The sequence below is a fragment of the Sediminibacterium sp. FW305-C-269 genome, from assembly GCF_058231045.1.
In genome coordinates this window covers 1,009,229-1,024,212 of record NZ_JBIQXQ010000001.1, presented here as the reverse complement: position 1 = coordinate 1,024,212, position 14,984 = coordinate 1,009,229, and the positions used below count along the sequence as shown (strand labels likewise).

Genomic DNA, 14,984 nt, shown 5'->3' with positions numbered 1-14,984 from the left:
TATCCTTTTGCTGGCAATCCGGTATGATAAACAATTGATTCTTTCCTTAGCGATAGTCAGCCGCCGATTTACTGATGGTAAAATAAAAACAACTTCCCTTACCAGGTTCGGATTCTACCCAGATCCTGCCCCCATGCCGTTCCACGATCTTCTTACAAATAGACAATCCGATACCGGTTCCGCTGTATTCATTTTTATGATGGAGACGCTGGAACAATACAAAGATCTTTTCAAAGAAAATTGGTTTGATACCGATCCCATTGTCTTTCACACTGAACAGGTAATGTGCAGCTTCCTCCTGTCCGTTGATCTCTATCAGGGGCGATTCGCCACTATGGTATTTCAGTGCATTCCCCAACAGATTCTGGAATAACTGAAATATCTGTATACGATTGGCCGTTACAGACGGGAGATCTCCCACCACCACAGTTGCTTTCATCTCATCGATCCTGCCCATGAACATATTCACCACTTCCTTCAATAACAGATTGGTATCTATTTCTGAAAAATTATCCTTATTTGATCCCACCCTTGAATATTCCAACAGGTCCATGATCAGTTTTTTCATCCTGTCTGCCCCATCCATGGCAAAATGTATGTATTGCTCCGCAGTTTCATCAATCTGGTCTTCATATTTTTTCTTGAACAACTGCAGAAAACTGGTGATCATCCTCAGGGGTTCCTGCATGTCATGCGAAGCAATGTATGCAAAACGCTCCAGTTCCACATTCGATGCGGCCAGTTCATCGGCCCGTTGTTTCAAGCGGGTATTCAGCTCCAGTAATAAAGCTTCATTTTTCTTTCTTTCCGTAATATCCCGCGTAGCACCCAATACGCGTGTGGCTTTCCCATTATCGTTGCGGATAATATAGCCTCTGTCGAACACATGGGCATATTGTCCATCTTTTTTCATGAAACGATATTCATCCTCCCAATACAACTGTACCGGATCAGCCAATACTTCTGCCCGATGATCCAGCAGCGAGGGCAGGTCGTCGGGATGCACCCGTTTGTTCCAGAAGTCATCTTCCGCAGCAGCTTCTTTCAGGTCGTATCCGAAAAAAATCTGAAGACCCTGACCTGACCTCACCACATCACCTGTTTCCACGTTCCAGTCCCAAATAGCGTCGTTGGTTGCCTTTGCCACCATATCATAATTACGGTTACTGGATTTTACAGCTTCTACCGAAAGATGGTTCTCGATGATAACCGTCAGGAGATTCTTTACCCGATTCAGTGTATATTCTTCTTCCTTAGTGGGTGATTTTATCCTTCTGTAATAGATCGCAAAAGTGCCCATTACCTGGTTATGCGAATCAATAATGGGAAACGACCAACAGGATTTGACACCTCCTATGTCTGCCAGTTCCCGATAGTTCGCCCAGCGGAGATCGGTAGCAATATCTGTAACCACCACTTTCTCCCTCAAGTAGGCTGCTGTGCCGCAAGATCCGGTATTCTCACCAATCTGGCTTCCATCAATTGCCTTGCAATAAACTTCCGGCAAACTGGGCGATGCCCAGTTATACAAACGATTCCCCACTAACCGGAGCACGGAACAGATCATACCGGTATGCAGTTCCTCTATCTGCTTCAGGTAAAAACACAAAGTATCTTCCAAAACACTCTCAGGACGCGCATTCATCTCCAGTACTTCTCTTTCCAGTTTCTCCAGTATACGCAGGGTTCTTACTTCCGTTACATCTTTGATATAAACAAAAAAGTTTTTTTCTGAAGGATACACACCTACATCAGCCCATATCTTATACTGGGGAAAGAACTCCCTGAAACGGATGGCTTTATTCTTCTTTACCAGGGTATCATAATCAATACCGTTTTTCAATACTGCCAGGTCAGGAAATGTAGACCAGAAATTTTTACCAATAATATCGCGCTCATATCGCTGCAGAATTTGTTCTGCCGCTTTATTGAAAAATACAATCTTCCAGTCCTTGTTGGTAATAAAGAATCCGTCGGTCACACTGTTTACTGCACTTTCCAGCAGGCGGCGACTGTCTTCCTCTTTCTGGTGAAGCTGTTTGGTATCTTCGAGCAACTCTTTCAGCTTCTGTTCCTGGCTTTGCCGGTCAGGCACCGGGGCAAACATCAGACAGGTCAGTTCCCTACCATCTTCCGTTCTGCTCGTTGACGATATGATCTTTATCGGAAAATGTTCCCCATCCCTGCGGATACCGATAGCTTCCATTTCTACAAGCCTGCCTGGGGCACCTCCTTTCATCAATTGCTGGATAGACAAATCATCCAATACCAGCATATATTTACTACCAAGATTCTGCAACTCCGCTTCGGTATAGCCAAACAGATTGCAGGCAGCCTGGTTTGCCTGCAAAATGCCACCCTCCGGTGTTGCGATGATCAATGCCTGGAGTGATGTATGAAAAAAAGATTCGTAAACAGAGCTTGGCATCATAGATCCGCATGGATATTTTTATTCAGAAAACCCAAAATACCGGTATGTACAGGTCATAATAACCGGCATTATGCTGGCTTACAAGTTCGGTAAGATTTGTTTTCCTGCCAAGATTTGTTTTGTGCGAATACTATTCTTCTTTTGCTGTAAACTTTTCTACGGTATTGTCAATCGGCTTTACGGTTCTCAGGTATGCATAGATAGCCGACAGATCTTCTGGCTTCATGCCCGCATACATGGTCCATGGCATAGGCGAATTAAAATCCGTTGGTTTTAATTTGGGAGAACGGTAGCTGCTGTCTTTATACGCAGCAAACCGCTGTATAAATTGTTCCCGTGTCATATTAGCCAGGCCAGTGCTGTGTATGGTAAGGTTAGCAGAACGCACAATGCCACCTGGCATACGGAACTCACGACCACCGCCGAATTCTGTTCCTGCAATCACCTGTCCCTTACTTTCTTTTGAATGACATTCCACACAGGCTGCCATATTGGTCAGGTATGCCCCATATTGTACAGAATCAGACTGCGGAGGCCTGGTTACAAATGCTGGTTTAACCGGTACCAGGTTCATCATCAGGTTTGCCGGAAAATCAGGTCGCGAAACAGTTACGTCATGTGTAACAGCAGGCAATGTGCGGATATAGGCAATGATACTGTAAACATCTTCCTTATCTGTCTTTCCATAATGACCGTATGGCATGATCGGGAACAGGGCATTACCATTCCTGGTAACCCCGGTGGTAATCGTACGGAAAATCTCACCATCTGTCCATTTCGATAAAGCATACGGCGTAATATTCCTGGCATAAAATGTTCCCGGAAATCCAAACTCCCTGGCAAACACTTCTCCTCCTTTCCCATCGGTACCTGCAATGGGAGGACCAGCGAACTGAGACCAATCGCGGGTGGAATGGCAGTCAATGCATACGGCCACACTGGTAGCCAGGTACTTGCCACGTTCCACCCTTTCAGGTGTAATCTCAACTTTTAGTTCGGGGGCATTACCAACATCGGGCAGAAAATAATAAACATACCCTGCAGCAAGTGATACAAGTAGCAGCAACAAGGCTGCCAATACCAATAATGGTTTGAGTAGCTTTTTCATAGAATGTGGTTTGGTTGTAGTGTATGTTTGACAAAGTAGAAACTATTTTGAATATTTTATAGTGTTTCGGGGTAAATAAAAAAGGTCCCGCAGAACTGCGGGACCTTTTTTACAATATTGGCATTCAGCTTATAGATAGATTCTTTCGATCACATCCTTAAATTTCTCCATCACCACTTTTCTTTTCAGGCTCATTTTAGGTGTCATTTCGCCGGTATCGATGGTCCATTCACGGGGCAGTAATTCAAATTTCTTGATCTGCTCCACATGATTGAAGTATCCATTGAAGCTTTCTACCAGCCCTTTGAACAGCTCCTGCACCTGCGGCTGACGGATCACTTCTTCATTGCTGGTATAGGTTAACCCCCTTTCTTTCATCCACTCACGGAGTACGGCAAAAGAGGGAACAATGAGTGCTCCCACAAATTTGCGTTCCGCACCCACTACCATGATCTGCTCAATAAACGGACTTTCCTTGAATTTATTCTCGATCGGCTGTGGTGCCACATATTTACCGCCACTGGTTTTAAAGAGCTCCTTTTTCCGATCGGTGATCTTGAGGAATTGACCATCTTCAAAAACGCCGATATCCCCCGTATGCAGCCATCCGTTTATCACTGTTTCGGCAGTGAGGTCCGGACGTTTGTAATAACCTTCCATCACACAGGGACCCGTTACGCAGATCTCTCCGTCCTCCGCCAGTTTCACCTCTATGCCATTGATAACAGGTCCTACGGTTCCGAATTTCATGCCTCCTTTACTCTTACGGTTAACGCTGATCACGGGACTGTTCTCTGTGGGACCATATCCTTCGTACACCGGTATTCCTGCTGCATTAAAAATACGGAGCAGTTTTACCTGGCAGGCTGCACCGCCGGTAACCACATACGACACCCTGCCTCCCAGTGCCTCTCTCCATTTGCTGAAGATGAGTTTATCGGCCAGCGCCAGTTGCGTGCGATACCAAAGGCTGCCGCTAATGCGGTTATCATATTTTTCTGCCAGCTCAACCGCCCAGAAAAACAGGCTGCGTTTGATGCCGGTTAACTCGTTACCCTTTGTCATAATACGCTCAAATACTTTCTCCAGCAAACGGGGAACAGTGGTAAAACCATCTGGTTTCACTTCGCGCAGATTGTCGCCAATCGTTTCCAGGCTTTCAGCATAATAAATACTGATACCGCTGTAGAGATAGATATAGGTGCAGGTCTTCTCAAAAATATGGTTCAGTGGCAGAAAACTCAACACACGGGTTTCCGGCGCGTCTTCAAACGGAAAGCTCTCTTTAGAAAACTGTACATTACTGTAAATATTCTTGTGGCTCAGCATGACACCTTTGGGTGTCCCTGTTGTACCTGAAGTATAGATAATGGTAGCCAGATGTGAAGCAGGAACGTTTTGTTTTACAGCAGCTACCTGCTGTAGAGAAGCTTCATCGGCCAGGTCAGTTACTTCCGACCAATGTGCAGCTCCTGCTATTTTATCGAATGTATACGCTTTCTTAAGTGTTGGGACTTTAGAAATGAGGCTATTGACTTTTGCCAGCAATTCTTCATTGCTCACGAAAATGTATTTTACTGCCGCATCGTTTAAAATGAATTCTAGCTCCAGTGGATTGGTGGTGGGATATACCGGAACCAATATGGCGCCCAGTTGCTGAACGGCCATATCAGTGAACACCCACTCGGGACGGTTATTACTGATGATGGCGATTTTATCGCTGCCCTCGGGTGTCATATCATTTCCGCTGACGCCCAGTTTCATCAATCCGGCACTCAGGCGGTTTACCGTATCGGCAACCTGCTGTGTACTGTACTTTACCCATTGTCCCTTTTCCTTGGCGGCCAGCATATCGCTCTTGGGGAAATGCTGTAGCTGGTGTTCTAAACAGTCAAAGAGTCTTTTAATGGTCATGTGCAATCGTTATTCGTTCAAACAAATCAATACTTCGATCCGGATTCTCTGTAAGGACCGGATACTGTCTAACGGCTTTATATAGCAGTCGTTTCAGGAAGTCAAATTAGGCAATTAAGCACAAATAAAAAAGCCGATGTTCTTTACACCGGCCTTTGCAGAAAAAGATATTAGCGTGAAAAATAATATTGACCAGGAGGTGTTTTAAACACCCTGCTTTGCTGGTAAGCACTGAATCCGGCTGTTTCCTTTGGATGTGCTTTCTGCCATGCCTGGCACGCATCAGCCCCCAGCGATGGTGCGAAGAGCCAGTAAGTGTAGGCTTCGAACAGGCCCTGGCTGATCAGGTATTGCTGATGGGTAAACAATTGAAAAGGATAGTTTTTTTGCTGTGTAGCAGCCCACTCAACCACAAATCTTGTACGGATAGCCGTTAATGCATCTGCGGTTACGGCCAATTGTGTGGCACCGGCTGCTTTGGCCACGATGTCGAGTACGGTCTTCTCAAATGCAGAACTCATTTTCAGGTCTTTCTGTTGCTGAATGGCGCCTGGTATCAATAAACTTCTCCAACTGTTATACAGTTGTGTTTTGATCTCCTCGGTGCGGGCCGAATAACTTTCCAGGTTCAGGAAGATTTCGCCATATAGAACGGAACGTATCCAGTTTCCCTTTCGGGTATGATACATCGTGGCATTGTAATAATTGCTGCTGAAGTTGGGATCCGCTTCTATCCCTTTCTCCCATTGTACAATGGCTTCTTCCAGGTCATTCTCCAGTGCAAACAATTCGGCATATTCATTATAGATAACGCCGCTATTGGGAAATTTACGCAGCGCCGAACGGTACAGCTTGGCACATTCCTTATACGATGCAATGGCTTTATACGAAAGTCCCAGCACCTGGAAACTCTGCTGGTCGGCATTGGGCTTTTCTACCAGATCTTTCCCTGTTTCGATGGCTTTACTGAAATCCCTTTTGAGATAATAAGCAAAACAGAGGTCCCGCAGGATCTCGGTATTATCAGGTTCCTGCTGTTTGGCGCGTTCCAGCACTACGGCGGCATTGTCGTAATCGCCTTTCTGTACCAGGGTACGGGCAGTTTCCTGTAATAACCTTGCCGTTTGTTCCTGTGCTTTCGCTGAACCTGCCAGGACAATTACGAGCAGTGAAAGAAATGCATATTTCATGAGCTTGTATTTAACCACAGTTGTGTTGCAAAACACATGCCGCGGTTATTCGTAGATGAGATGCGTTAACAGGCCGTCTCTGAGTTTAGGCTCAAACCAGGTACTTTTAGGCGGCATTACATTACCACTGTCTGCAATATCGAATAACTGCTCGATTGTAACTGGGTACAGGCTGAAAGCTGCTGCCATTTCACCGCTGTTCACTCTTTTTTCCAATTCTGCCAGTCCACGTATACCTCCCACAAAATCGATACGCTTGTCGGTACGCTGGTCTTTGACACCCAGGATCGGGTCAAGTATATTATTTGACAGGATAGTCACATCCAGCACACCTATGGGATCAGTGGTATAGGTTCCCGTTTTGGCGGTAAGCTTGTACCAGTTCTTATCCAGGTATAAGCCAAAGGAGTGCAGGGTTTCCGGACGATATTCACCACCTTTGAATGGTTCTACCGTAAAATCTTTTTCCAATGCTTTCAGGAACGAAGCCGGTGTTAAGCCATGCAGATCTTTCACTACCCGGTTATAATCCATGATATACAGTTGATTGGAAGGGAACAGGGTGGTCAGGAAATAATCAGCGCCCTCTGTAGCGGCATCTCCCAGGGCTTTCCGCACTTTAGCTGCCGAAGCTGCCCGGTGATGACCATCCGCGATGTAAGTGCAAGGGATCTCTTTCTCAAAAACAGATGTAATTTGTTCTGTAACATCGTCACTGCTTACAATCCAGATGGTGTGTTGTATGCCATCGTCGGCTGTAAAATCATATACCGGCGATTTGGTTTCCTTCCACTGACCGATCAATGCATCGATGGTGTCGTGATTACGATATGCCAGGAAAACATTACCGGTTTGCGCACCGGATATTTTGATATGATTAATACGATCCTGCTCTTTTTCCGGACGGGTAAATTCATGTTTCTTGATAATGCCATTCTCATAATCATCCACACTGCTCACACATACCAGGCCCGTTTGTGCGCGGCCATTCATCACGAGCTGGTAGATATAATAACAGGCTTTCGACTCGCGGAAAAGGATCTCTCGCTTGATAAAAGCGGCCAGGTTCTCTTTTGCCTGCTCATATACAGCTGCATCGTGTACATCCATCGTATCCGGAAGATCGATCTCACTTTTCGTGATATGTAAAAAAGAACTGTGGTTGCCCTGCGCCTCCTGTTTCGCTTCTACTGAACTCAATACATCGTAGGGACGGCTGGCAACCTGTTTAGCCAATTGTGGTTGCGGGCGTAATGCTTTGAACGGTCTGATTCTTGCCATTGGACAAATATCTGTAAATAATTACAAATGAAAAGTTATGTATCGCCAATGAAAGGACTACTCAATAGCCCTAACAAACATTTGTATGAATTTTTGTGCCAGTTCACTACGCTGAATGATCCACTGAAACAGGTAGATACCGGTGATAGCGCAAACAATGCCCGCCAGTACATCCAATACATAATGATGGCTGTTATACACGGCAGCAAACCAGATACCGGCCATCACAATGCCAAAGAAAAGATTGATCCAGCCAAGGCGGTATTTGATTCCATAGAACAGAACGATCAATGGGTAAGATGAATGCAGCGATGGCATGGCCGCAAATACATTGGAGCTTTTGCTATAGAGAGAATGGAAGATAGTAACCCCGAAAAAAGCGTCAAACCGTTCCAGTCCGCCTGTATTACCCGGCGTGGATGCCAGGAAGTCGAACCCATGCAGCTGCACATACCAGGGTGGTGCGGCCGGATACAGGTAATAGATCACAAAACCCATCAGGTTCACAAACAGGAAAGTGAGTGAGAAATAGAGAAAAGCCAGCCGGTTCTTAAAAAACAGGTAACCGGCAAAAGCCAGGGGTACCGGAACCCAGCAGAGATAAAAAACACCGGTAAGCACATCCAGGAATGCCGTCTTGTGTGTGATCCAGAATTCATTCGGTGTAATGATGCGGCCCTCGTGGGGTATGCCAAACAGGGCTTTTTCCGTGTTGTACAGGCTTTCGATACGGACATCCTGGTACAGGTAGTTCGGAAAGGCTTTCATGAAATCAAAGATGATCCAGAAAATGATGAAGATGGAAAAACCAGTAATGAACTTCCGGGTGATGCGGGAGGTAAAATACATGGCATTAAAGAGCAGCATCAGATAGACCTGATCTGTTTTAAAACCGATCAGTATGTAAGAAAGCAACAGGTACAGCAATGAGATAGCCGCAACGATCACAAACTGGCGGGTTGAAAAAAACGAAGTGTCCTCCTTCTCTGCAACATTCATATTCATCAGGGTTTGAACCTTTCAACCACTTCTTTTCCGGTGGCCACATCGATCCCCTTCATTTCCATGTATACCACATTGGGCGACCAGAAAGTGCCACCATCCACTTTTACAAATAAACGGGTAAGCTGCGCATGTTTCTGGTTGATGGTTGCATACACACGGTACTTATTGTCTTTGGGTGAAGGCATGAGCGTAAAAGTCTGTTTCCGGTAAGAAACAAAGTTCAGCTTATACGCCCCATTGCCAATGGACTGCGACTTGATGCCATAGGCGAATACACGCTGGATATAATTCAGCTCCTTACGCATGCCACCCTCCGGATATCGTATCCAGAAAACATGTACGGGCGATTCTTCGTTCAGTTTCCCCGATTTGTCGTAATTCAGTTCACAAACGATGGTATTGGTATTGGCAGTACGTTGCAGGTAGAACAACTGCAGGGGATTACCTGTTGGAACCGGGAAGGTATCCTGGGGTTCTATCAACATATTAGCAGATGCCGGATGCACAGCTGCCACCGGGCTCTTGCCCTGATCGGGCACTGTTGTAAATGCCACACCGCTCATCACCAGCACAGCCAGGCCGGCCAGCAGTTTATTGCCAGGTGTTTCATTGGCAGCATTTTGTTTGGCTGCATCCCTGCTGTCAAGGGTTTTTTGCGCACCTGTCAACCGTTTCAATGCGGTGATATTGGTAAGTACTGCCATCAGCGCAATGGGAATGGTGAAAATAGACATGGTTTCCAACACATGAAAAGAGATCCCCGGTACATACCATTTATGATCGCCGCCAATATAAGTGGCCGTTACGCCGCAGGCAATGGCAGAGATGCCGATCAGGATCACCCGCTCCGGCCTTTGCATCAACCCATCCTTGCATTCAATACCCAGTCCTTCGGCGCGGGCCCGGGTATAACTCACCATCATAGAGCCGATCATGGCAATGAACGCAAAAATGGAACTGAGAAAATAATGATGTCCCACCAGGTAATAACAGATGCCAAAGAACATGACCAGTTCACTGTATCGATCCAGTACAGAATCGTAGAGAGCGCCAAAAGTAGAACTCATATTGCCCAGTCTGGCCACCTGGCCGTCCAGCATATCGAACAGGCCTGCAAAAAGGATCAGTGCACCTGCCCAGCCAACATAAGAAAGGTCTCCGCGGTGTCCTTCTTCTGCTCCCGAAATAAAAATCACGGTCACCCCGATATTTAAAATAAAGCCAATAGTAGTTACTGCATTGGGTGTAAGCCCCGCCTTAATCAGCAATTTCACAAAGGGGTCTATAACAACATAAATCCCTTTTTGCGCCCGAACTCTGAATGGAACTCTTTCCATGAACCGTTTGTTCTATTGAATTAAAAATCAAATTTAAACCTTGCCCGCACACCCAATGACGCCACATATGGATTTTCAAGATAATTAAACCTTTTTACCAGGTCAACCCTGATCAGCTTGAATATATTGGCCACACCTACACTTCCCTCGATATAAGGTTTCTTATCCAGCGAGAAGGTAGTGGGAACCCCTTCAAACAGCGGATACTTGATCAGCGACGGGTCTTTGGCCGGATTATTTTCATCCCGCACACCTCCATACAGCATCTTGAAGGAAACCACTTCACGCAGTTTCAACTTTTTGAGCAGGGGCACACGGTTAAAGAAGAGCCCGTTAAAGTGATGATCGATATTGATCGCAAAAAAGCGGTCGCTCACAAATTCCTGGAAATTCATCAGGTTATACGAGTTCAGCTGGTAAGCATAGGTCTGGTTGGCCCTGTGCACCGTCATCAAGGGATAAGGGATTTTACCAAAGATATAACCTCCTTCGAATACCAGGTCACTATATCCCAGTTGCGACATATACGCCCTCTTCTCGAATCGGGCGCTGATGTTCTGGTAATTGTATTCGCTGTTCATCAACCCCTTTACACCTGCAATAAAACGGAGGGTAAAAATGGGGTATTTGTTGATGATGGGAATACGGTACACTTTACCCTGGTAAAACTGTTCATTCGGTGCCCAGCGGATCTCACCGGAAAATTCCGAAGTGATCAGCTTATTTACATTCACAGTGCTGCCGTTCACCTCCTTATTATAGATAATGGCTCCTGCCGGCTCCTGTTTCCAATTCTTGAAACCGAGGGTGAATGACAGGTGATTATCCAACTCGTGTACATAATCCAGTTTAAAATTGCTATTGTATAACCACTTATCGTTCTTTCCTCTCTTGAAAGACAGCAGGAAGTTGTCTTCTGCCACAAACTGCAGTTCCTGTCCCGGTATCTTGGTATCATGCTGGTAACTTACCCGTACAAAATTGAGCGGGAAGGAATAGATGGATTTGTTATTGAGCGAATAGGTGGCACTCAGGAAACCCTTCCATCTTTCATCCTTAAAACCATATGCACCATAGGTTTCAAAATAAATGCGTTTACTGAATTTCGGTGTTGTCCTTCCGCCAAAACGGAGTTTGAAACCTTCTACCGGGTTAAAGCTGTAAAAAGCTGCTGCCGGACCGAATTCAAAAGGCCCCACGGAAGTATAACCCGCCACCAGGAAAGTAGCGATGGCCAGTGTTCTACGGAAGGAAGGCATTTTTTCCAGGCTGTCGATATTGCTGTACACCTTCGCTTCGGTGCGGGTAAGCGTATCGTGACGGCTTTTGTTCCAGAAATCATCCGGAAGCTGGTCTATCTTATCCAGTTTCACGGTAGCAGGTCCGTCATATACACTATCCGGCAATGCCTGGTTGATCTTGAAGTTCTTGTAGGATACGGTGCGTTCTCCAAAAAATCCGGTACCTGAGTTTTTGGTCACACTGGCATCCGCCATGATGTTACTACGACTCAGGTGGTAGCGACTATCCTCGCTTTTTTCAAAATCCAGGTCAATATGCAGCTCACGAACAAAATTCAGGTTGGCATTCTTGCTCAGGAACATGTTGATCTTCTGAACAGAATAATTGCCATCCAGCGTGATCCACATATTACCACGGAACAGCAGATCATTGGTATTCCTTGGCGTGAAATACACTTTGATCAGCTTATGCCCGCTGGCATCCACCGTGGTATCCCTGATATAATACATATAAAAAGTGGGCGCCAAATCTGCAATCGGACTCAGGAACTGGTAGGTGAACAAAGGGATATCATTATCGTAAATATTGATATCCATATACAACCTGTTTAGGTAACTGCTAACCCCGTTATTATCGATGTATTCACCAAAATTCACACGTTTTTCGCCGGTGATGATGGTCTTTGTTTTTTCAGGTTTCTTACGGAAATATTTTTTGGACAGGGTCTCCTCCAGGTAAACAGGCAGCAGGGCCTTACCCTCCAGTTTGGTCGTATCCCGGTTCTCAAAAAGGAACTTGTAGTTCTTAAGTAATTTGGAATTGGTGAGCTTATCAGAAATATTACTGATGGATACCTGTAGTTTCTCGTACTGGTCGTATTGTACAAAATTGTAACTCTCCGGCCGGTTCAGTGGTTTATTGGCAACCACCCGCCTGATCAGCTCTACTGCGGGATTGCCTTTGTTACGGTAAGGCGCCCTTTTACGGGTGGTGACCGTTACGTTGTTGATGGCTTTGGGATCGGTTTCCAGCTCAAAGTTCAATGTCTGGCTAACGCCTGGTGTGATCGCCTTCAATACCGTTTTATACCCCACATAGGTAACCTGCAGTGTGGCAATGGTACCGGAGGAGCGTAAGGTATAACGTCCCAGGCTGTCGGTAACCGTACCACGGCCCCCTTTCAGCACCACGCTTACGTATTGTAAAGGTTGTTTGCTTACCGCATCGGTAACTACCCCCTGCACCACTGTTTGCGCAGAAGCCTGTGCCAATCCTGTAAGCAACAGCAACAAAAAAAATATCGATCTTCTCATCTTAATACTTGTCATTATTATTATTTAAACACGAATCTCTTTTGCAGCACATAATTGTAAAAAACACCCACAACCAAAGAAACGGTGACTTTAGAAACCACGTAACTGAAACCGGCATAATTGGTCAACAGGAACACGCCTGCCGAAACCAGTAACAGGTTACCCATCCAGACCATGATATATTTTACGGCCTGCAGTTGTACTTTTTTACTTCTTGCCCTGAACACCCATCGGCGGTTCATGGTAAAATTGATCACTCCCCCACTGATCGTACCCAACACACTTGCCAGCAGGTACCAGCATTGAAATGCTTCTTTCAGCACAATGGTCATCGTAAAATCAACCAATGTTGCTGTTAAAGACGCCATCTGTGCTTTTACGAATGTTGCCATGCAATCAGTACTGCTGTGATTTGTAACAGACCATTGGTATACACACCCGCCAACAGGTCATCCATCATCACACCCCAGCCAGTCGGCAGGGATTCTGCTTTGCGGATATACCATGGTTTTACGATATCAAAAAAACGGAACAACACCAGTGCTGCTGTTATCCATGCCCAGCCTGCGGGAAGCAGTAACAGGCTTACACACATACCCGCCACTTCATCGATCACTACTCTGCTGCTGTCTTTGCCCCAATCTTTTTCTACGATATGAGACGTTACGATTCCAATAACGATGATCGCCACCGTAGCAGCAATCATCGTTTCTTGAGATACTCCTTCTGCCGCTGCCCGCCACCAGATCAATGCCGTCACCAGCGCAGCAATGGTTCCGCCGCCCCTGACGTATCCGATACCGAAACAACCGGCTGTTATTTTAGCGATCTGCATCATAAAGCTTCCACCAGGTCCTGGTAATAATCCAGTCCCAGGTGTGTGATCAGGTCTTCGCCCATGATATGACGCAAGGTATTCTGCAGCTTGATCAGCTGTTTGAAGATATCATGCTCCGGACGCAGGCCTGGTGCGGTTTGTGGTGATTTGAAATAGAACGACAGCCACTCCTGTATACCTGACATATTTGCACGTTTGGCCAGGTCCATGAACAGGGCCAGGTCAAGTACGATCGGTGCAGCCAGGATGGAATCGCGGCAGAGGAAGTTGATCTTGATCTGCATGCCGTAACCCAGCCATCCGAAAATGTCGATATTATCCCAGCTCTCTTTGTTATCGCCATGCGGAGGATAATAGTTGATCCGTACTTTATGGTACAGGTCGCCATACAGGTCCGGGTTGATCTCCGGCTGCAGGATATCTTCCAGCACGCTCAGTTTGGAAACCTCTTTGGTTTTGAAATTATCCGGATCGTCCAGTACCAGACCATCGCGGTTACCCAGGATATTGGTCGAGAACCAGCCACGCACACCCAGTGCACGGGCATGTAATCCAGGCGCTACAATTGTCTTCATCAGGGTCTGACCGGTTTTAAAATCCTTACCGCCGATCGGGGTGCCGGTCTCTTTGGCCAGGTCCATCAGGGCAGGGATATCGCAGGTAAGGTTGGGGGCTCCGTTGGCAAAAGGCACACCCAGTTTCAATGCGGCATACGCATAGATCATACTGGGAGAGATCGCAGGATCGTTGTTGCGCAAACCTTCCTCAAAAGATTCAATGGTAGCATGTACTTCCGTCTCCTCAATGAATTTTTCAGTAGATCCGCACCAAACGATCACTATGCGGCTACAACCATTGGCATCGCGGAAATTCTCAATATCGTCCATCACCGCTTTGGCGAGGTCAAATTTGGTGGCAGCCTGTTTAATATTCTTGCCATCCAGGTTCTTTACATAGGATTTGTCGAATACCGCTTTCATCGGAACAATGGCTTCCAGTTCCGGTTTGATGGCATTGAGCAGGCCGGCATCGAGCACTTTGGCGTTCATGGCAGATTCGTATACGTTATCAGAATATACGTCCCAGCCACCAAAAGCAATATTGTTCAGTTCGGCCAAAGGCACAAAATCCTTGATCAGCGGGTAACGGTTCTCGGTACGCTTACCCAGGCGGATATTACCCATCTGCGTAAGGGCACCGATCGGCTGTGCCAAACCTTTGTTCACAGCAATTACACCTGCGATCATGGTAGTAGCCACAGCTCCAAGACCGGGTAACAGGATGCCAAGTTTTCCATCGGCGGGTTGAATGTTCTCTTTCATATA

General features: G+C 46.2%; 11 protein-coding genes. All 11 read right to left on the bottom strand.

Annotated elements, in window-relative coordinates:
- Positions 1 to 46 precede the first annotated feature (46 nt).
- The 11 genes from ACH3Y6_RS04410 to ACH3Y6_RS04360 all read right to left on the bottom strand — a co-directional run bounded on the left by ACH3Y6_RS04410 (position 47) and on the right by ACH3Y6_RS04360 (position 14,981).
- Complete coding sequence (locus ACH3Y6_RS04410) at positions 47 to 2,431, bottom strand: PAS domain-containing sensor histidine kinase (protein WP_490834369.1); 2,385 nt, start codon at positions 2,429 to 2,431, stop codon at positions 47 to 49.
- A gap of 130 nt (positions 2,432 to 2,561) precedes the next feature.
- Positions 2,562 to 3,539, bottom strand: coding sequence for a c-type cytochrome (locus tag ACH3Y6_RS04405; protein WP_490834368.1), 978 nt, complete (start codon positions 3,537 to 3,539; stop codon positions 2,562 to 2,564).
- Between the two features lie 129 nt (positions 3,540 to 3,668).
- Positions 3,669 to 5,453, bottom strand: a complete 1,785-nt coding sequence (locus ACH3Y6_RS04400; protein WP_490834367.1) for an AMP-dependent synthetase/ligase — start codon at positions 5,451 to 5,453, stop codon at positions 3,669 to 3,671.
- 170 nt (positions 5,454 to 5,623) lie between these two features.
- Positions 5,624 to 6,643 carry a tetratricopeptide repeat protein gene (locus ACH3Y6_RS04395; RefSeq protein ID WP_490834366.1) on the bottom strand — a complete coding sequence of 340 codons (1,020 nt, stop codon included), beginning with the start codon at positions 6,641 to 6,643 and terminating at the stop codon, positions 5,624 to 5,626.
- A 45-nt stretch (positions 6,644 to 6,688) separates the two neighbouring features.
- Positions 6,689 to 7,924: a DUF1015 domain-containing protein gene (locus ACH3Y6_RS04390; RefSeq protein WP_490834365.1), complete on the bottom strand. Its 1,236-nt coding sequence runs from the start codon at positions 7,922 to 7,924 to the stop codon at positions 6,689 to 6,691.
- A gap of 57 nt (positions 7,925 to 7,981) precedes the next feature.
- Entirely contained in the window at positions 7,982 to 8,923 is a 942-nt protein-coding gene (locus ACH3Y6_RS04385) for a phosphatase PAP2 family protein (RefSeq protein ID WP_490834364.1), read from the bottom strand.
- A gap of 5 nt (positions 8,924 to 8,928) precedes the next feature.
- A complete protein-coding gene (locus tag ACH3Y6_RS04380; protein WP_490834363.1) occupies positions 8,929 to 10,266 on the bottom strand; it encodes a DUF4833 domain-containing protein in 1,338 nt (445 codons plus the stop codon).
- A gap of 20 nt (positions 10,267 to 10,286) precedes the next feature.
- A complete protein-coding gene (locus ACH3Y6_RS04375; RefSeq protein ID WP_490834362.1) occupies positions 10,287 to 12,821 on the bottom strand; it encodes a DUF5686 and carboxypeptidase-like regulatory domain-containing protein in 2,535 nt (844 codons plus the stop codon).
- Between the two features lie 20 nt (positions 12,822 to 12,841).
- The gene (locus tag ACH3Y6_RS04370; RefSeq protein WP_490834361.1) at positions 12,842 to 13,213 is read right to left on the bottom strand and encodes a GtrA family protein; all 372 of its coding nucleotides are present in this window, start codon (positions 13,211 to 13,213) and stop codon (positions 12,842 to 12,844) included.
- Entirely contained in the window at positions 13,198 to 13,659 is a 462-nt protein-coding gene (locus ACH3Y6_RS04365; RefSeq protein ID WP_490834360.1) for a phosphatidylglycerophosphatase A family protein, read from the bottom strand. Before ACH3Y6_RS04365 ends, ACH3Y6_RS04370 begins: the two co-directional genes overlap by 16 nt.
- On the bottom strand, positions 13,656 to 14,981 hold the full coding sequence (locus tag ACH3Y6_RS04360) for an inositol-3-phosphate synthase (RefSeq protein WP_490834359.1): 1,326 nt from the start codon (positions 14,979 to 14,981) through the stop codon (positions 13,656 to 13,658). Before ACH3Y6_RS04360 ends, ACH3Y6_RS04365 begins: the two co-directional genes overlap by 4 nt.
- Between the last annotated feature and the right edge of the window lie 3 nt (positions 14,982 to 14,984).

Excerpts from the sequence above, each read along its gene's own strand:
- ACH3Y6_RS04410 (WP_490834369.1), bottom strand. The coding sequence starts at position 2,431 with ATGATGCCAAGCTCTGTTTACGAATCTTTTTTTCATACATCACTCCAG.
- ACH3Y6_RS04405 (WP_490834368.1), bottom strand. The coding sequence starts at position 3,539 with ATGAAAAAGCTACTCAAACCATTATTGGTATTGGCAGCCTTGTTGCTG.
- ACH3Y6_RS04400 (WP_490834367.1), bottom strand. The coding sequence starts at position 5,453 with ATGACCATTAAAAGACTCTTTGACTGTTTAGAACACCAGCTACAGCAT.
- ACH3Y6_RS04395 (WP_490834366.1), bottom strand. The coding sequence starts at position 6,643 with ATGAAATATGCATTTCTTTCACTGCTCGTAATTGTCCTGGCAGGTTCA.
- ACH3Y6_RS04390 (WP_490834365.1), bottom strand. The coding sequence starts at position 7,924 with ATGGCAAGAATCAGACCGTTCAAAGCATTACGCCCGCAACCACAATTG.
- ACH3Y6_RS04385 (WP_490834364.1), bottom strand. The coding sequence starts at position 8,923 with ATGAATGTTGCAGAGAAGGAGGACACTTCGTTTTTTTCAACCCGCCAG.
- ACH3Y6_RS04380 (WP_490834363.1), bottom strand. The coding sequence starts at position 10,266 with ATGGAAAGAGTTCCATTCAGAGTTCGGGCGCAAAAAGGGATTTATGTT.
- ACH3Y6_RS04375 (WP_490834362.1), bottom strand. The coding sequence starts at position 12,821 with ATGAGAAGATCGATATTTTTTTTGTTGCTGTTGCTTACAGGATTGGCA.
- ACH3Y6_RS04370 (WP_490834361.1), bottom strand. The coding sequence starts at position 13,213 with ATGGCAACATTCGTAAAAGCACAGATGGCGTCTTTAACAGCAACATTG.
- ACH3Y6_RS04365 (WP_490834360.1), bottom strand. The coding sequence starts at position 13,659 with ATGATGCAGATCGCTAAAATAACAGCCGGTTGTTTCGGTATCGGATAC.
- ACH3Y6_RS04360 (WP_490834359.1), bottom strand. The coding sequence starts at position 14,981 with ATGAAAGAGAACATTCAACCCGCCGATGGAAAACTTGGCATCCTGTTA.